Source organism: Pseudoalteromonas sp. CR1 (assembly GCF_019392235.1).
Classification (GTDB): domain Bacteria; phylum Pseudomonadota; class Gammaproteobacteria; order Enterobacterales; family Alteromonadaceae; genus Pseudoalteromonas.
Map to the genome: position 1 here is coordinate 40,911 of NZ_JAHXRM010000009.1, position 17,254 is coordinate 58,164.

Genomic DNA, 17,254 nt, shown 5'->3' on the forward strand with positions numbered 1-17,254 from the left:
CGTAATAAAAACTATAAATTTACTAAATCTGAAAAATAAGCCTAATGTTGAATTAAGCGCTACGGAGCACTAGCAACGTCGCCACTCTCACAACATAAATTATTTATATACCCGTTCGAAGGACTTTATTATGACAACATATCAACGCGAAACCGATACACTTTCTACTTTATGCCAATCTCAAGGTAATGCATGGCAGGCAATTAACCCAGAGTATGCAACTCGCATGCGTTTACAAAATCGTTTTCGTACTGGGATTGAAATTGCTCAATACACAGCAGACGTAATGCGTGAAGATATGGCCGCTTACGATAAAGATACAAGCCAGTACACACAGTCTTTAGGGTGTTGGCATGGATTTACTGCCCAGCAAATGATGATGGCTATTAAACGCCACCAAAAAACAACTAAACGTAGTTATGTTTACTTAAGTGGTTGGATGGTTGCTGCACTTCGCTCTGCGTTTGGTCCGTTACCAGACCAAAGTATGCACGAAAAAACATCTGTACCAGCGCTTATTGAAGAAATTTACACATTTTTAAAGCAGGCCGATGCCCGTGAGCTTGACCACTTATTTAATGACCTAGACGAGGCAAAAGCGAATGGCGGCGACGTTCAAGCTGTGCTTGATAAAATCGACAACTTTGAAACGCACGTGGTTCCAATTATTGCCGATATTGATGCCGGTTTTGGTAACGAAGAAGCAACCTACTTACTTGCTAAAAAAATGATTGAAGCCGGTGCATGTGCTATTCAAATCGAAAACCAAGTATCTGATGCTAAACAATGTGGTCACCAAGCGGGTAAAGTAACCGTACCTCACGAAGACTTTTTAGCAAAAATTAATGCGGTTCGCTATGCATTTTTAGAGCTAGGTATCGATAACGGTATTATTGTTGCTCGTACTGACTCATTAGGTGCTAGCTTGACTCAAAAAGTACCGGTATCACAAACTCCAGGTGATTTAGCAAGCCAGTATAATGCCTTCTTAGAGACGACACCTATTAATGGCGTAGAAGACTTGAACGAGGGTGATACGGCGATGAAAATTAACGGTGATCTTTGTAAGCCAACTCGCCTTGAAAATGGTCTGTACCAGTTCCGTGAAGGAACGGAGAAAGACCGCGTAGTACTTGATTGTGTTACTAGCCTTCAATCGGGCGCAGATTTATTGTGGATTGAAACTGAAAAGCCGCACGTAAAACAAATTGCTGAACTTGTAAACCGCGTTAAAGAGCAAGTACCAAACGCTAAACTAGTTTACAACAACTCACCTTCATTTAACTGGACGCTTAAGTTCCGTGAGCAAGTTTATCAAGAGTGGGCCGAAGAAGGCCGCGACCTTAGCGCATACCCAAGCTTAGGCGACAACAAAGCATTGATGGCGCCAGAAATGGATGCAACAGAGCTTGCCGCTGCTGCTGACGTACTTGTACAGAACTTCCAACGTGATGGTGCACGTGAAGCAGGTATTTTCCACCACTTAATTACGCTGCCTACTTACCACACAGCAGCACTTAGCACAGATATTTTGTCAGAGGGCTACTTTGGTGACCTAGGCATGCTTGCTTATGTGCGTGATGTTCAACGTCAAGAAATTCGTCGTGAACAGGCTTCTGTTAAACACCAAGACCTAGCAGGTTCAAACATTGGTGATACACATAAAGAGTACTTCTCTGGTGATAACGCATTAAAAGCCGGTGGTGAAGATAACACCATGAACCAGTTCTAAAATTTCTAGATAGTGTTACTCAAGGGCCGTAAGGCCCTTTTTTTATGCGCAATAAAGTCTTTCTTAATAACAAGGTCTTTAGCCATATTTAAAGCGATTTTTTATGAGGAATAAGGCTTACATCAGGTTACTTAGGTATTGTAGATCATAGTTTTACTAACAACAGATACACAGATCACGATTTAACTAGCTAACCGTATTTGTAGATCAGAGTTTAACTAACCGCTTAATTAAAGTGTTTTGTAAGTATTATTTTGCTGTAAAGGGGCTTAAAAGAGCAATGAAAGTATTGAAATGCGTTAATTTTTGCTGTTTTTAGCGCTTAAACTTAATTTATAAACCGATTTTTTACCAACGCTTACCTTCCACAAAACAAATTTTTACTAACTGAAAGGCTATAAACAGTGACTCAAACCGGTTTTTTACTAACTCAAGTTATAAAAAAAGCTATAAACCGAAATTTTACTAACTGAGAAATGGGTTAAGTCCGATATGAGATGTGTCATTAAAATGTAAAGGGGGTTTACACTTTGCATATATACAAAAGCCACTTTAAAAAAGTGGCTTTTAATAATCAACTCAAATGAAAAGTTATTTACTGTGCTTATCAAACCACCATTGAATATAAGCCACTTTAGTCATTAAGTTAGACGGGCGCGCTGTAATGCCATGTGATGCAGCAGGTATACGAACCATAGCGGTGTCTACACCTTGTAGTTTTAGCGCTTGGTAGTATTGCTCTGTTTCAGAAATGGGTGTTCGGTAGTCAGCTTCACCTGTTAGTAGCATTGTAGGGGTAGTCACATTACCTACATAACTAATTGGCGAGCGTTTCATATAATGCTCAATGTGGTCCCAAGGTTTGCCTGGAAACCAGTAATCAGCAAAAAAAGGATAAAAGTCAGCAGTTAGTACAAAGCTGATCCAATTTATAACGGGTTTTGCAACAACGGCAGCAGCAAATCGGTCAGTGTGACCAACAATCCAAGCAGTTAGTACACCTCCGCCAGAGCCTCCGGTAACAAATAGTTTAGATTCATCAATAAATCCTTTTGCAATAAGTGCATCAACCCCAGTCATTAAGTCATCAAAGTCATTACTTGGGTAATTATGATGAATAGTTTGTGCAAACTCTTTCCCATATGAGTCACTTCCGCGCGGGTTCATGTATAACACCACATTACCTTTTGCTGCAAAAAGCTGAACTTCGGCACTAAAGTGAGGGCCGTAATTAGCCACTGGCCCGCCATGAATTTCGAGTACGAGAGGGTATTTTTTAGATTTATCAAATCCTGGCGGGTAGGCAATCCAGCCCTGTATAGGTAATTGGTCATGGCTTGATTTAAGCCAAATCTCTTCTACTTTAGCCAGTTGTTTATCACCCAGCGCATCGCTATTAAGCGTGGTTAAACGCTCAGTTTTACCGCGTTTAATAGTTGCTATATCTGCAGGGCGTTGAGTGTCGGCAAGTGTAAAAGCAATATCGCCGTTATTGCTTACATCAAAATCCCCGCCTGAGTATGGTCGGCCGAATGCCACACTGCCAATTTTTTCGGTGATCACCTTACGTTTACCACTACGAGGTTGGTAGGCGAGTGCGGTTTGGCCTTCATCGGCATAGCTAAAATAGAGGCCTTTTGAATTTGCGTTCCATTTTATTTGGCCAACGCTGCGATCGAAATCGCTAGTTAGGCTTTGGGTATCACCGGTTTTTAAATCACGAATATAAAGTTGAGTGTTCTCGTAATTAGTGCGCTTGTCATCGTAGCCAGTATAAGCAAGGTAACGACCATCAGGCGAGACTTTTGGCTGTTGATCTGGGCCATTTCTATCAGTGATGGCTTCAATGGTTAATGTAGTAAGGTTTAGCTTATATACTTCAGTATTTGTGGGTTTAAGCTGGTTATTTTCATGCCTATTAGCTGAATAATACAGTGAGCTACCATCTTTACTAAAGCTGACATCGCCAGCGCTATCAAATTCATCACGGGTAAGTTGCTTAGCATTTCCGCCGTTAGCATCAAGTATAAATAACTGATTAAAGCCTTTTTGTGAGTAGCCGCCGCCATCAGCTCTATAGTATACATCGTCAATAAATTTAGCAGGCTCTGCCCACGTAGCCCCTTTAGGTTTTCCTGGTAAATTGACAGGTGTTACGGTTTTGCTTGGTACAAACATACTGAACACAAGTTGGCTTGAATCGGGAGTCCAGTTAATAGCGCGAGGGCTACTGGTTAAATTACTTATTTTGGCAATAGCACCGGTTTTAAGCCACTTCATATAAATTTGGCTGCTACCATCGCGGGTAGAAATAAACGCTAAGCGCTCACCATCGGGCGATAAAACAGGGGAGTAGTCCATATGCACGCCAGACGTTAGTGGCTGCATTTGTTTGGTTTTATAATCAACAGACCAAATGTTTCCGACTTTTCGGTCTGTTTTTATATCCATGCGGTTTCGCACAAAATAAACGGTTTTGCCGTTGTCGGTAATATCTATTTGGTTGGCGTATTCTAAGTCGAATATATCTTGAAGTTGCAATGTGTGTGTATCGTCTTTTGCGCTGGCTAAATGGCTTGCGCTTAATATAAGACTAAGTGCTAAAAACTGTTTCATTATTAATCCCTGTTGTTAACGTATGTACAGTTATAAGTGAGGGATTATTAAATTAACAGCACAATGCGATGAAGCTCATAAATAACTCTATAATTGCATTAATTTAGTAGAGTTATAAAAGCTGTAAAGGGGGTTTACAGCTTTCACTAATTAGTAAACTTTAGTCACAAAGTGCTTTTATTTCTTTGATGAGTTCAATTGCATCATTATTGTCGCCATGAACACATAGGCTGTGCGCATTAAGCATAAGCTGCTTACCTGAGCGTGTGGTTACACTGCCATTTTGCAATAGCTGTTTTACCTGCGCCAATAAGGCGTGCTTATTTAGCACGCTGCCATCGAGCTTACGAGAAACTAAATAGCCTTCATCGGTGTACTGCCTGTCTGCAAACGCTTCGAGTATTAATTCAACATTACACTGTTTAGCTAACTGAACGTGTTTTTCAGCGTTTTTGGTGGCTAAAATCATCAGTTTTAATGTGCTTGGGTAGCTCGCGACAGCAGATATAACGGTTGCTAATAGGTCGTTATTAGCCATCATATCGTTATAAAGCGCACCATGTGGTTTTACATAGCTTAAAGTTAGCCCCTGTATTTTTGCCATGCCTTCAAGAGCCGCTATCTGATAATGAATACAATTAGTTAGTTCGCTTGTTGATATCGCCATAGAGCGTCGGCCAAACCCTTGAAGATCAGGATAACTTGGGTGTGCCCCTACCATTACGTTGTTTTGTTTAGCTAACTTTAATGTTGTTGCAATTATATCAGGGTCACCGCCATGAAAACCACAAGCAATATTGGCCATATTAATATGCGGCATAACTTGATCATCAAGGCCCATTTTCCATGAACCAAAGCTTTCGCCTAAATCACAATTGAGTTTCATGTTAATGGCCTTTTTGCGGTTTAATGGTAACAGGCAAGGTGCCATTGGCAGTGGCTTGCCCCACTATTACTTTAGCGAGTGCGGTAAACGCAGGGCCTGAAACACGCTCATGCTTGTCTACATCAATATTGTAAGCATAAGAGGCCAATACACTGTGAGCATAGTCGCAAAATTTGGCGATATCGTAAGGGGCTCTCAAACTTATAAATACAGTACGCTTATTAAATTTATTAGCCATGGCAAGCAGTGACTCAAGCGCTTTAGGTTGCTCTGCGTTATTTAAAGCAAAGCTTGGGTTATCGGCTAAGTCATCCATACCGCCAATTTCAACCGCACTTTGATTCGGCGTGGCGTTACCCGCTATAACAACATCAGCGGTTTTAATGCTCAGGGTTGCTTTCGCAGAGTCAAACCCTTGTAAGCTGCTACAGCTAAAAGTAATAGATGATGAACTTACCGATTCAATTGCTTGTTGCATAGCCATACATTTGCGCGTGTCGGGCATAATAATATGTATGTGTTGGCCATCATTTAAATTTAGCGGCAATGTATTTTGTGTGTTTTTTACTTGTGTTATTGCTGCTAGAGCAAGCTCTGCTTCTACTTGTCTATGCTGTTCGTTACCAATTATACTTTTTGCATGAACGACTGCATTAATAGGATCAAACTCAGTGGATAACTCAAATGCATTTTTAAGTGAAACAATACGCGCAGCGGATTGTGATATTTCTTGCTCATCTAATTGATTTGATTTAACAGCGTTAACTAACGACTTAATAAGCTCATCAAGCTTTGTTATATCATCGGGAGTTCTTATTTCTATTGGCATAAGCGCAATATCAACGCCAGCTAAAAACGTATTTATAACCGCTTGAGTGGGTGAAAAAAACTGACTGATCCCTGCCATATCGAGTGCGTCGGTAACCACCACACCTTTATAGTTAAGCTCACCTCTTAAAATATCGGTAATGATAGTGCGCGACATAGTGGCGGGTTTAACCATTGTTTTGCCTTCTACAGAGACAAACGTTGAACTATCAAGCGCCGGATATTGTATATGCGCTGTCATGATCATACCGGGGTTTTGCTCGGCAATAATATGTTTAAAAGGGGCTAAATCTTGTTCGTAAATAATACTTTTTGAGTGGCCAACATTAGGAAGCCCTGTATGGCTATCAACGTGAGTATCGCCATGCCCCGGGAAATGTTTGAGCGATGTAATTATGCCATTACTTTCAAAGCCAGCAACTTGTGCTGCGCCGAGCTCACCCACACGTTGTGGGTTCTCACCAAACGAGCGTACATTTATTACCGGATTGTCTGGGTTCATATTTACATCAATGGTGGGTGCATAATTGACGTTGATACCCAGTGCGCTTAGCTCCTTGGCAATAACGGTTGCCGATTTAGTCGCAAAGTCAACGCCTTGCTGTTTATAGGTTGCGCCAATAGACATATTACCCGTAAACGAGGTTGCAACATCACGCGGCAGCCTTGCAACTCGACCGCCTTCTTGATCTATTGATATAAATAGCGGCAGTTTGCTTGCTGATTTACTGGCAGCGATTTGAAGTTGGTTATTAAGTGCAATAGTTTGTTCAATTGACTGGGTGTTTTCTGAAAACAATATAACGCCACCAATGTTATAGTCGCTGATTGCTTGTGCCAATGGTTTTGGTAACTCTGTCATTGGTGTTCTGCAATGTTCACGTGTGCCTTGTTCACAAAAATAACGAAAGTCGAGTATTAACTTTTGTCCTAGTTTTTGCTCAAGAGAAAGAGCCGGTTTTGCAACCGTAGTAAGTGATGGCATTAAGCACCCAGATATAAAAATAATTGACGATAAAACATACTTATTTAGCAAAATACACTCCAAAGCTAAATAAAATGAACAAGTGAAAGCAGCTTATCTATTTTTTTATATAACTGCAAAATAAGCGCAGCCTAGTTACTACGGGGAAATATAACGTCACAGTGTAATAGATGGTTATTTGGCTGGTTATTAAAAATACACTATGTGCTCAAATATTAGATAATTAATGAGTGACGAGGTATAATCGTAGATACTCTTTAACAAAGTACTTGCTGTAATGGCAGTGTACTGTGGGCAGTTTACTTTTGCTGAATAAATTATTTCCTGTGCTTAATCTTCGTCTTCTTATTGTGCTGTTGGCTTTTTCTGCGTCGTTGGCAACGCTTATTAGTAGTTTTTATTCCACATACCAAGTACAAAAAGAGCAATTGATAAATCACACATTAAAAAGTAATTATGCCTATGCTAATAAACTTGCCTCAGCAACCGATAATTTCCTAGAGTCAGCAAAACAACAGCTGGCCTATTCTGCAAATAAAATTGAGCAAAACATTAACGATGCTTCACTATTACAAGAAGAAGTAACGCGCTTAAATTTGCAAACAAATAGCTTTAATTCAGTTGTTATAAATAAAAATGGAATCATACATGTTACGTCTCCTTATTTGCCTGAAATTATAGGGAAATCAATTTCCTCACCAGGCTCATCACAAGCTTTGAAAGAAAAAAAACCATTAATTAGTATGCCGTATATGTCGGCGGCTAAAAATTTAATTATTTTTATTTCGCATCCCTTGTTTGATAAAAACGGTAATTACTTAGGGTATGTTGGCGGTTCGCTCTATCTAAAAGAAAGAAACATATTAAATGATCTTCTAGAGCAACATTTTTATGAAGGAGGCTCGCACATATATGTGGTCGACGGGAGTAAACAAATATTATACCACCCAGACAAAAAACGCATAGGAACAAGCGTTACCAATAACAAGGTGATCAATGCGGTTATAACAGGGCAGTCGGGCCAAGTTACAGTATTAAATAGTAAAAATGTAGAAATGCTTGCAGGGTTTGCACCTGTAACAGCTGCGAATTGGGGGATAGTTGCTCAGCGCCCAGTAAAAGCAACGCTTTCTTCTCTAGATACATTAATTATGGAAGTATTTGCAAGAACACTTCCCATGGCATTAGTGACTTTTATACTCATTGGTGTTTTCTCGCATTTTATTTCCCGGCCATTAAAACAGTTGGCTAATAGCGTTAATAGGCTCGACGAAGCAAATAGTATAGATAAACTAAAACGCATTAAATCGTGGTACTTTGAAAGCCAAAAGCTAAAGCTTGCTATGCTTAACGGCGTAAATATATTGCATACACAAATCGGCCAGTTAAAACACGATGCTCAAACCGATCCGCTCACAAACACACATAATCGCAGAAGCTTAAATGGTTTGCTCAGCCAGCTTATGCTTAACAACACGCCGTTCGCTATTTTAGAAATAGACATCGATTTTTTTAAGCGTGTAAACGACACTTTTGGGCACGATAAAGGCGATGAAGCACTTAAAATATTAGCTGACATTATAAAAAATATCTCTCGAAAAGGGGATATTGTCTCGCGTATTGGTGGTGAGGAGTTTTTACTTGTATTGCCTCACGAAGACAGCCAAAGCGCCCTAAAAATAGCAGAACGATTACGCACCACGGTGGAAACAACTCAAATGGAAACAATCGGGTTCATTACCGTTTCAATCGGAATTGCAACTTGGCCAACCCACAGCAATAACATAGACCAAGTATACAAATGTGCAGACAAAGCCCTATACCATGCTAAAGAGCATGGCCGTAACCGCTGTGTAGTGGCAGAGCCCAGTTAATTTACACATGTTAAACCTTAATTAACCTTTAGCTGGAATAAGGTTTACTTTAAAAGCCCTTAAATTTATTTAGGGGCTTTTTTATTCCTTAAGTTTTCTTTAAGTTTCGCTCTTTAAATTATAAACATACTCCTTAAACGGGCGATGTTTATGCAATTAGCACAGTCAAACTTACCACTAAATTACACATCTAATCCGACACATTATATCAGTGCTCGAGTGAATGATGAGCATCGAAATGAACTAGAGGCCGCAGTAAAAGAGGGGTTTTTAGTGGCTTACAATGCAACGCTTAAATCATTTATGCCGCTACTTTGCCAATACACAACAAGTGAGGGGCAATGTACGTTAGGTTTAAGGCAAGCTACCTCTTCCTTATTTATTGAGCAGTACACGGCAGAGCCCATCGAGCACTTTTTATTAGAACAAACTCCGCGTAGTAAAATTTTTGAGCTAGGTAATTTATGCTCTACACATCGAAAGGCAACGCTTGGGCATTTCATTGTTGTTAACGAGGCGCTTTACCATACTGGAGCTAAATTTTTAGTATTTTGCGCCACTAAAAAAGTACGAGCTATGCTTCGACTGTTAGGTGTTAACTGCACTGAAATTGCTGTTGCTAACAGCTTTGTAGTAGAAAACCCATTAAGTTGGGGAAGTTATTACGCTAATCAACCAACAGTCTGTGTTGTGAGTTTAGAGCAAGCTCACCAACAAATCGTAAAAACAACAGAGCTATATAGCTTATTGCGTCAAAACCAGCATGAAATTGATACATTAGCGAATGCATTGGTGAAAATATGAGTTTATATGATACGCAATCAAATGCAGCTATTGTTGTTTCACACAGTAATAATAAAACCCATGAAATAAGTGGAAAAGAGTTTGACCAACAAACCACAACGTTGGCTAATACTTTAAAGACTTTTAAAGGAAATGTGGTTGCTTTTCAGCTTGATAACACCCCTGCATGGCTAGCCTTAGATTTTGCAACGCGAATAATCGATAAAGTCGCTATACCTATCGCTCCATTTTTTAGCGAGCAACAAACGCAGTATGTACTCAATCAATGTGGCGCTGCTATTTTTATTACAGATACTCTGCCTGGTCCTAACAAGCACCCAGCGCTCAGTGTTATGTTATTTGATTGCTATTGTTTGTATATATACTCACAAACAGTGAGTAAAGCAGTTAACTACTTCGATACGACCCAAAAAGTAACATTTACATCAGGCTCGACAGGTGAGCCAAAAGGGGTGTGTTTGTCTGCTCACAGTCAAATGCAAGTGGCGCAATCATTGTGCGATAATATTAATATTAATATTAATCAGCCTGTGCATTTATGTTTATTACCACTGGCGGTGCTTCTAGAAAACATAGCAGGTGTATATGCGCCTTTGAAAAGTGGCGGTCAAGTTCATTTAATACCACTGAACGAACTCGGTTTTGTAGGGTCTTCGTTAGCGCAACCTAATGCACTTATTAACGCTATTGATAAAGTAAATCCTAATACACTTATATTGGTGCCAGAGCTTTTAACATGCCTTGTTACTTTTGCAGAACAAGGCTGGCAGCCGCCTAAGTCACTCAAGTTTATAGCAGTGGGTGGGGCGATTGTAGATAAAACCATAATTGTTAAAGCTAGAAATTTAAATTTACCTGTTTATCAAGGTTATGGACTATCTGAAGCAGCGTCGGTAGTTAGCTTAAACACAGTCAAAAACGATAATTACCATAGTGCAGGTCGTGTTCTTCCTCATATTCAAACCAAGATTACAGACAATCAATTATATATTAAGGGAGACCTGTTTTTAGGGTATTTAAATCACCCGCCACACGATCAAAACCAGTGGTACGCCACCGGAGACTTGGTTGAGCAACAAAATAATACATTATTTATTAAAGGACGGATAAAAAATCTAATTATTACCAGTATGGGGCGTAATGTGAATGCTGAATGGCCTGAATCATTATTGCTAAGCCAAAGTGGCATTTTACAAGCGGTTGTTTTCGGCGAAGGTAAACCCTTTTTAACCGCCATTATTTACGTCAATTCAACACTAAACAAACAAAGCTTAACTCTACTTATAAATAACGTAAACCAACAATTACCTGATTACGCTCGCATAAAAAAATGGCACTGCATAGCTAAGCCATTAACTGCTCAACAAGGGTTGTTAACAACTAATAATCGTCCAAAACGACAAGCAATTAGTCGCCATTACCACCATGTTTTCGAACAATTTTACCGACCTGGAGAAGTAATTAATGAGTAATTTTTTTAATACATTAAAAGCACAAACACAAAACGAGCGTGAGTACTTATTAGCTGCGCCAATTATACAGCGTGTATTTAACGGACAAGCAACGCTTGAAGAATATGCCTCTTTTCTGGTGCAGGCTTATCATCATGTAAAACACACGGTTCCTTTAATGATGTCAGTTGGCGCGCGTTTATCTGATGAGCAAGAATGGTTACGCGAAGCGGTAGCAGAATACATTGAAGAAGAAATTGGCCATCAAGAATGGGTGCTTAACGATATTGCCGCTTGTGGTTTTGATAAAGAGCGCGTGCGTCATTCCAAGCCACAGTTTGCAACAGAAATAATGGTGTCGTATGCCTACGACAGTATTGCTCGTAAAAACCCATTGAGCTTTTTTGGTATGGTCCATGTGCTCGAAGGTACTTCTATAGCACTGGCCGACGGGGCTGCATCAAATATTGCAAGCGCCGTGGGTTTATCAAAAAAAGCGTTTAGTTATTTAACCTCTCATGGTGCCTTAGATATTGAGCATGTGAAGTTTTTTGAAGACCTGATGAACAAAATTACCAATGAGGCCGATCAACAAGCAATCATCCATGGTGCAAAGTGTTTTTATCGTTTATACGGGAATATATTTCGCGATTTAGATAGTGACCCCTTTTTTAAGACTACTACGCAAAGTGCATCTGTATGAGTGGGGCTCTATGTGTATTAACCGGTGCCTCGGGTGGAATAGGGCAAGCTTTTGCAAAAATGTTACATGATCAAGGTTGGTCATTATTGTTGGTGGGGCGTAATAAACAAGCCCTTGAAGCCTTAAACAAAACGCTCCCAAATAGTGAGGTTTTTATTGGTGATTTAACCGATGAAGCTACCCGCGTTAATTTAGCTATAAAAGCAAACCAACTCGGTGGTACTAAGCTGTTGGTTAATAACGCAGGCATTAATGTTGTGCAAGGTTTGAAGCAAACCAGTTGTGATCAAATAGACTCGGTATTGAGCACCAATTTATTGGTCCCCATAAAATTATGCCAATTGTTTTTGCAACAGCTAGAAAACTCAAAAGGCATAATAGTAAATGTAGGATCGTCGTTAGGCAGTATTGGATACCCCTATCACACACTTTATTGTGCAAGTAAATTTGGTTTACGGGGTTTCACCGAAGCCCTTTCTCGTGAGCTTAATAGCTCTGGAGTTAATGTGACTTATTTAGCACCAAGAGCTACAGATACAAGTATTAACAATGATCAAACCCGTGCAATGAACAAAGCGCTTGGTAATAAAATGGATACACCTGAACGCGTAGCAAAAGAGTTATTAACGTTAATTAATTCAAGTAAAAAAAGACGCTTTATTGGTTTTCCAGAAAAATTATTTGTGCGTATTAACGGTGCCTTTCCAAGCATTGTGGATGGCGCAATTGGTAAACAACTATCAATAATAAAACGATTTTTAAGTTAAAAATAAACGAATACACGAGGATAAAGTTATGTATAAAATGACCCTAGCGTTATATTTAATTGTGTTAAGTATATTATCAATATCAGCCAAAGCAGATGAATCACAAGATCTACTCGCCATTCAACAACAATGGGCAATTGCCAATTATGAACTTGAAGACGATGCGCAAATAAAAGCATTCACAGATCTAACTGAGCAAACAACATTATTTGTGCAAAACTACCCAAATTCTGCACAATCACATATTTGGCATGGCATTGTACTAGCCAGTTTTGCTGGAGCAAAAGGAGGGATCGGGGCTCTGGGATATGCAAAACAAGCAAAAGAATCGCTAGAGCATTCACTTGAAATTGACGGCACAGCACTTGGAGGCTCTGCGTATGCGAGCTTAGCCACGCTTTATAGCAAAGTACCTGGTTGGCCTATAGGTTTTGGCGATGATGATAAGGCTAAAAAGCTTTTTAAACAGGCACTTGCATCTAATCCGCAAGGTATTGATACTAACTACTTGTACAGCGAATTTTTGTATGGTGAACGTGAATACAAAGAAGCTAAAGCACGGTTAGAGGTCGCGCAAAAAGCGGGTATACGAGAGCACCGACGTAAAGCTGATGAATATCGTCAACAAGCCATTAGCCAATTACAAGTAAAAGTAGATAAAAAACTTAAGAGATAAATAATAAGCATGCATTTACTGTTAGTAGAAGATGATCAACTTGTGGCGCAGGGACTTATCCGTTCATTGCGCCAAGAAGGCTACAGTGTTGAACACAGTGGTACAGTAAAACATGCGCTTCAATGCATATCTGGGGGTGAAATAGAACTCGTCATACTCGATTTGGGATTGCCCGATGGCGACGGTACTCAGATTTTAAAACAAATAAAACAACAAAAAAAAATAATACCTGTCGTTATTTTAACGGCACGTAGCAGTATAGATGACAAAGTACTTGGGCTCGATATGGGAGCTGATGATTACTTAGCTAAGCCTTTTGAGCCAGCAGAACTATTTGCACGTTTACGGGCCGCGAGTAGGCGAATAAACCATACCCATTCAAGCCTATTAAACTGTGGCGATGTTGTCCTTGACACATCAGCCCACAGCGCCAGTGTAAGTGGGGAGCCATTAACCTTGCCTCGCAAGGAATACATGCTATTAAAAGCATTAATGGAAAATCAAGGGCGTGTGCAGTCAAAGCAGCAGCTCGAAAATAAACTTTACCAATGGGGCGAAGAGGTCGGCTCTAATACCATAGAAGTTCACATACACCACTTACGAAAAAAGTTTCCAAAAGATTTTATTAAAACTCTTCGTGGTATCGGGTATGTGGTAGGAAAACGTTAGTGTCTATTCGTAAACGCCTTACCTTAATACTACTGTCGATGATGGTGCTTATCTGCTTTTTTGCGCTTGTAAAAGGGTACCAAAAAAGTATGCGTGAAGGTGAAACTCTGCTCGATAACGAGTTAAAAATAGTGGCGCTAGTACTGGGTGAACAGCCCTTAGTCAAAACAGCACAAGCTATAAAGTTAAATAGCGCTAATACCCAGCTTCTTTACCAAATTTGGTACCAAGATACGTTATTAAGTGGATCTGCTAGTTTAAAAATAGAGCCCATGGATTTTGAAGAGGGCTTTCAAACTGCCAATATTGCAGGGCAGAGAATGCGAGTGTTTGTTTTAACACAAAATAACCGAAAAGTGATAGTGGCTGAGCCAATATCAAAACGTTTTGAGTTGGCAGAAGCCGTTATTTTGTCTGCGATGCTACCCATGCTTTGGGCTGTGCCAATACTTGCCGTGTTTATTAGCTTTTTTATTAAGCATGCACTGGCGCCCTTAACACAATTATCGAAACAGCTTGCTGAGCGTAAAGCAAATGATTTTAGCCCTATAAGCTGGCACGTTACCGACCAAGAGATTAAGCCCGTAATAAATAGGTTAAATGATCTATTTCAACGAGTAGAGACTGCCTACCTAAGAGAGCACTTTTTTGCCTCAGACGCAGCCCATGAACTGCGAACCCCACTCAGTAGTTTAAAAATAAATGTGCATAATTTAAAAAAATTGGAAAACGATCAGTATTATGAGCAAGAGTTAGAGGCTATGTCACAGGGGGTCAATCGACTGGGTAATATAGTGGAGCAAATGCTTATCTTGGGCCGTACCCATCCAGAGCAATGGCAAAAGCAATTTACTGAACAATGTTTACTGGTAATTACCCAGCATGCGGTATCTGATCAATACGACAAAATAGATGAAAAAAATCTAACAATAAGCTTAGAGGGTGATGACTTTAAAATTAATGGCGATGAGTTTACGCTTACTACGCTTATTTCTAACTTATTAAGTAACGCAATAAAATACACCCCTACAAATGGTAAAATTACAATAAAGCTTGTCAATAATGATGGGTATTATTGGCAAATTGACGATTCAGGTTCCGGCATGACTGATGAGCAAAAACAGCGTGTATTTAATAGGTTTTATCGTGTTGGAGGGGATCAGCATCCATCAGGAGAGCAAGGAGCTGGATTAGGCATGGCTATAGTGCAACACATTATTGCTATATATTCAGCCCAAATAACATTAACAGATAGCCCTTTGGGCGGACTAACCGCGCGTGTCACCTTCAAGGGGGATCAACATGGGTAAGCGCATAATTAAGCAATGCTTATGCCTTTTAGTGCTTATATCGTTTGAAATTGATGCAAAAGAGTACCTGATTGTACTAAAAGATCACTTATTTTACCCTTCAAAAATAACGATCCCAGAAAACCAAAAAGTTAAATTAATTATAGAAAACCAAGACGACACCCCTGAAGAATTTGATAGTTTTGATTTGAATAGAGAGAAAGTTCTTTATCCGCATCGAAAAAGCGTTATTTATATAGGCCCTCTAAAAAAGGGGCGGTATGCGTTTTTTGGCGAATTTTCGCCAAATTCTGCAACAGGTGTTGTAATCGTAAACAACAAAGAGGCGCAACATGCTAATAACTAGTTTAGTAGTTAGCCTTAATCAATTGCTTCCAATTGCAATTTTATTAGTACTATTACAAGTTTTTGCAAAGCAAAGCGCCCACCATATATGTATCTGTTTGATGGTTGGTGTTGCAATGTCGTTTTTATATATGTACAGCGCGTTGTGGGCTAGTCAGTGGTTTGATCACAAAGGGCTGGAGTACATTCAAATCGCTATGTGTATTGCAATATTCATTGCGGTACTCGTGTTTGTTATACAGCAAAGTGTTACGGCTTTTAATTTTGCAATTATTACTACGATAGTCATGTACTTAAGCCACTATGTTATTTATCTCAATAGCTTTTGGAAAAATAGTGATGCAGCTGAAAGCTTATTTATAGGCACATTCTTAGGCTCTGGTATTTGTTTAAGCTTTTGTGTGTTGTTGTACTTTTTTATGAGTGGCGTTAAGCACCGTTTTGGTAATTACCCAATACTCATTTTAATTGCCTTAAATAGTGCATCTAAGCTGCTGGTTGCTCTTGATTTAGCAAGTCAAATAGACTTAATTACAAATACTAATCCTATTTGGGATTTAAGGCATTGGATTAGTGAGCACTCAGAGCTTGGTCGAGTGCTTCGCGCTCTAATTGGTTACGAGGCTACTCCTGATCTCACTACGGTGCTTACCTACATCGCAAGTACAGCGTTATTTTTAATATTTTGCTACGTTATTCCAGCTTCAATATCTAAGGAACGAGTATGAAAGCACTCAACCTGTATTCAGCACTATTTTTAACCGCTTTTTGTATGCTGTTAATTCCAACCCAAGCGAATGCCGATGGTATTGTCGTTGATAAGGTTTACCATCCCTATGTATTGCCGCTAGAGCGCGAGTTTGAATGGCGTTTAGTTTCTCATCAAACCGACAATGGCAACCTCTTAGCACAACGAATTGGTGGTGGTGGAGCAATCAACGATACGATGGCTGTAGAGGGCTATTTTGTAGGAGAGCGAGATGACAATGGTGACTTTGGTTTAGAATCATATGAAGTTGAGCTGCGTTGGCAATTAATAGAACAAGGTAAATTATGGGCTGATTGGGGCGCGTTATTTGAACTTGAAAAAATGCACAATGAGGACATCTACGAAGCAACGACGGGGTTTTTAATAGAAAAAGAGTTTGGTAAAACGAGTTTAACCATGAATGCATTTTTAGTGTACGAATGGGGCAAAGATATTCAAAACGAATGGGAAACCCAGTTCAGGGTACAATATCGGTATAGATACCTTTCTGCGTTTCAACCTTCTATTGAGTTTTATGCAGGAGAAGATTTCATCGGGATTGGGCCAGGGTTTATTGGGTTATATCGGTTTGAAGGTCAAAAGCAGCTAAAATGGGAAGCCGGTTTTATAAGTGAAATTAGCCAAGCTGAAAAAAACCATAGTTTTAGACTAGCCCTAGAATTTGAATTTTAAGCTAGTAAACACAATGTGGTTATTTATTGCTCAGCAATTAAAGGAAGTGCTTGACTTATATTTGGTTATCTATATAGTGGGCCGCAGCTAGAAAGAAAGCATGTAAGCTATAAATCTCCATTTCGATGTTGTATAAGTAATACTTGTAGTACCGTCCTGAAGTTTTT

The 17,254-nt window shown here is 39.6% G+C and carries 15 protein-coding genes; 12 read left to right on the forward strand and 3 right to left on the reverse strand.

All coding sequences use genetic code 11. From position 1 onward, the window contains the following. The first annotated feature begins 130 nt into the window (after window positions 1-130). Window positions 131-1,732: an isocitrate lyase gene (locus tag KZZ04_RS09760; RefSeq protein WP_219422597.1), complete on the forward strand. Its 1,602-nt coding sequence runs from the start codon at window positions 131-133 to the stop codon at window positions 1,730-1,732. A 591-nt stretch (window positions 1,733-2,323) separates the two neighbouring features. Here KZZ04_RS09760 and KZZ04_RS09765 read toward each other — a convergent pair. The 3 genes from KZZ04_RS09765 to KZZ04_RS09775 form a co-directional block, all read right to left on the reverse strand. Next, the gene (locus KZZ04_RS09765; RefSeq protein ID WP_058405419.1) at window positions 2,324-4,348 is read right to left on the reverse strand and encodes a S9 family peptidase; all 2,025 of its coding nucleotides are present in this window, start codon (window positions 4,346-4,348) and stop codon (window positions 2,324-2,326) included. 160 nt (window positions 4,349-4,508) lie between these two features. Next, window positions 4,509-5,234, reverse strand: coding sequence for a 5-oxoprolinase subunit PxpA (locus tag KZZ04_RS09770; protein ID WP_219422598.1), 726 nt, complete (start codon window positions 5,232-5,234; stop codon window positions 4,509-4,511). A 1-nt stretch (window position 5,235) separates the two neighbouring features. Then, entirely contained in the window at window positions 5,236-7,047 is a 1,812-nt protein-coding gene (locus tag KZZ04_RS09775) for a glycoside hydrolase family 3 protein (RefSeq protein WP_219422599.1), read from the reverse strand. Between the two features lie 305 nt (window positions 7,048-7,352). On the opposite strand from KZZ04_RS09775, the gene KZZ04_RS09780 reads away from it, so the two are divergent. From KZZ04_RS09780 to KZZ04_RS09830, 11 genes are all read left to right on the forward strand, one after another. Further along, window positions 7,353-8,921: a sensor domain-containing diguanylate cyclase gene (locus KZZ04_RS09780; protein ID WP_249310683.1), complete on the forward strand. Its 1,569-nt coding sequence runs from the start codon at window positions 7,353-7,355 to the stop codon at window positions 8,919-8,921. Window positions 8,922-9,071: 150 nt separating this feature from the next. Continuing rightward, window positions 9,072-9,725, forward strand: coding sequence for a thermostable hemolysin (locus KZZ04_RS09785; protein WP_219422600.1), 654 nt, complete (start codon window positions 9,072-9,074; stop codon window positions 9,723-9,725). Next, on the forward strand, window positions 9,722-11,197 hold the full coding sequence (locus KZZ04_RS09790; protein WP_219422601.1) for an AMP-binding protein: 1,476 nt from the start codon (window positions 9,722-9,724) through the stop codon (window positions 11,195-11,197). The genes KZZ04_RS09785 and KZZ04_RS09790 overlap by 4 nt, the downstream gene beginning before the upstream one ends. After that, the gene (locus KZZ04_RS09795; protein WP_219422602.1) at window positions 11,190-11,879 is read left to right on the forward strand and encodes a TenA family transcriptional regulator; all 690 of its coding nucleotides are present in this window, start codon (window positions 11,190-11,192) and stop codon (window positions 11,877-11,879) included. The genes KZZ04_RS09790 and KZZ04_RS09795 overlap by 8 nt, the downstream gene beginning before the upstream one ends. Beyond that, window positions 11,876-12,646 (forward strand): SDR family oxidoreductase, encoded by a 771-nt coding sequence (locus KZZ04_RS09800; RefSeq protein WP_219422603.1) that lies wholly within the window; start codon window positions 11,876-11,878, stop codon window positions 12,644-12,646. Before KZZ04_RS09795 ends, KZZ04_RS09800 begins: the two co-directional genes overlap by 4 nt. 28 nt (window positions 12,647-12,674) lie before the next feature. Further along, window positions 12,675-13,322 carry a tetratricopeptide repeat protein gene (locus KZZ04_RS09805; protein WP_219422604.1) on the forward strand — a complete coding sequence of 216 codons (648 nt, stop codon included), beginning with the start codon at window positions 12,675-12,677 and terminating at the stop codon, window positions 13,320-13,322. 9 nt (window positions 13,323-13,331) lie between these two features. Then, entirely contained in the window at window positions 13,332-13,991 is a 660-nt protein-coding gene (locus tag KZZ04_RS09810; RefSeq protein ID WP_138528402.1) for a response regulator, read from the forward strand. Beyond that, the gene (locus KZZ04_RS09815; protein ID WP_219422605.1) at window positions 13,991-15,301 is read left to right on the forward strand and encodes an ATP-binding protein; all 1,311 of its coding nucleotides are present in this window, start codon (window positions 13,991-13,993) and stop codon (window positions 15,299-15,301) included. Before KZZ04_RS09810 ends, KZZ04_RS09815 begins: the two co-directional genes overlap by 1 nt. Next, entirely contained in the window at window positions 15,294-15,647 is a 354-nt protein-coding gene (locus KZZ04_RS09820; protein WP_219422606.1) for a cupredoxin domain-containing protein, read from the forward strand. The genes KZZ04_RS09815 and KZZ04_RS09820 overlap by 8 nt, the downstream gene beginning before the upstream one ends. Further along, the gene (locus tag KZZ04_RS09825; protein ID WP_219422607.1) at window positions 15,634-16,374 is read left to right on the forward strand and encodes an iron transporter; all 741 of its coding nucleotides are present in this window, start codon (window positions 15,634-15,636) and stop codon (window positions 16,372-16,374) included. The genes KZZ04_RS09820 and KZZ04_RS09825 overlap by 14 nt, the downstream gene beginning before the upstream one ends. Then, on the forward strand, window positions 16,371-17,087 hold the full coding sequence (locus KZZ04_RS09830; protein ID WP_219422608.1) for a hypothetical protein: 717 nt from the start codon (window positions 16,371-16,373) through the stop codon (window positions 17,085-17,087). Before KZZ04_RS09825 ends, KZZ04_RS09830 begins: the two co-directional genes overlap by 4 nt. Window positions 17,088-17,254 lie beyond the last annotated feature (167 nt).

What these genes read in the sequence shown, in the direction of transcription:
- KZZ04_RS09830 (WP_219422608.1), top strand. Translation starts at nt 16,371, where the DNA reads ATGAAAGCACTCAACCTGTATTCAGCACTATTTTTAACCGCTTTTTGT.
- KZZ04_RS09765 (WP_058405419.1), bottom strand. Translation starts at nt 4,348, where the DNA reads ATGAAACAGTTTTTAGCACTTAGTCTTATATTAAGCGCAAGCCATTTA.
- KZZ04_RS09790 (WP_219422601.1), top strand. Translation starts at nt 9,722, where the DNA reads ATGAGTTTATATGATACGCAATCAAATGCAGCTATTGTTGTTTCACAC.
- KZZ04_RS09805 (WP_219422604.1), top strand. Translation starts at nt 12,675, where the DNA reads ATGTATAAAATGACCCTAGCGTTATATTTAATTGTGTTAAGTATATTA.
- KZZ04_RS09760 (WP_219422597.1), top strand. Translation starts at nt 131, where the DNA reads ATGACAACATATCAACGCGAAACCGATACACTTTCTACTTTATGCCAA.
- KZZ04_RS09770 (WP_219422598.1), bottom strand. Translation starts at nt 5,234, where the DNA reads ATGAAACTCAATTGTGATTTAGGCGAAAGCTTTGGTTCATGGAAAATG.
- KZZ04_RS09795 (WP_219422602.1), top strand. Translation starts at nt 11,190, where the DNA reads ATGAGTAATTTTTTTAATACATTAAAAGCACAAACACAAAACGAGCGT.
- KZZ04_RS09810 (WP_138528402.1), top strand. Translation starts at nt 13,332, where the DNA reads ATGCATTTACTGTTAGTAGAAGATGATCAACTTGTGGCGCAGGGACTT.
- KZZ04_RS09820 (WP_219422606.1), top strand. Translation starts at nt 15,294, where the DNA reads ATGGGTAAGCGCATAATTAAGCAATGCTTATGCCTTTTAGTGCTTATA.
- KZZ04_RS09825 (WP_219422607.1), top strand. Translation starts at nt 15,634, where the DNA reads ATGCTAATAACTAGTTTAGTAGTTAGCCTTAATCAATTGCTTCCAATT.
- KZZ04_RS09800 (WP_219422603.1), top strand. Translation starts at nt 11,876, where the DNA reads ATGAGTGGGGCTCTATGTGTATTAACCGGTGCCTCGGGTGGAATAGGG.
- KZZ04_RS09785 (WP_219422600.1), top strand. Translation starts at nt 9,072, where the DNA reads ATGCAATTAGCACAGTCAAACTTACCACTAAATTACACATCTAATCCG.
- KZZ04_RS09775 (WP_219422599.1), bottom strand. Translation starts at nt 7,047, where the DNA reads ATGCCATCACTTACTACGGTTGCAAAACCGGCTCTTTCTCTTGAGCAA.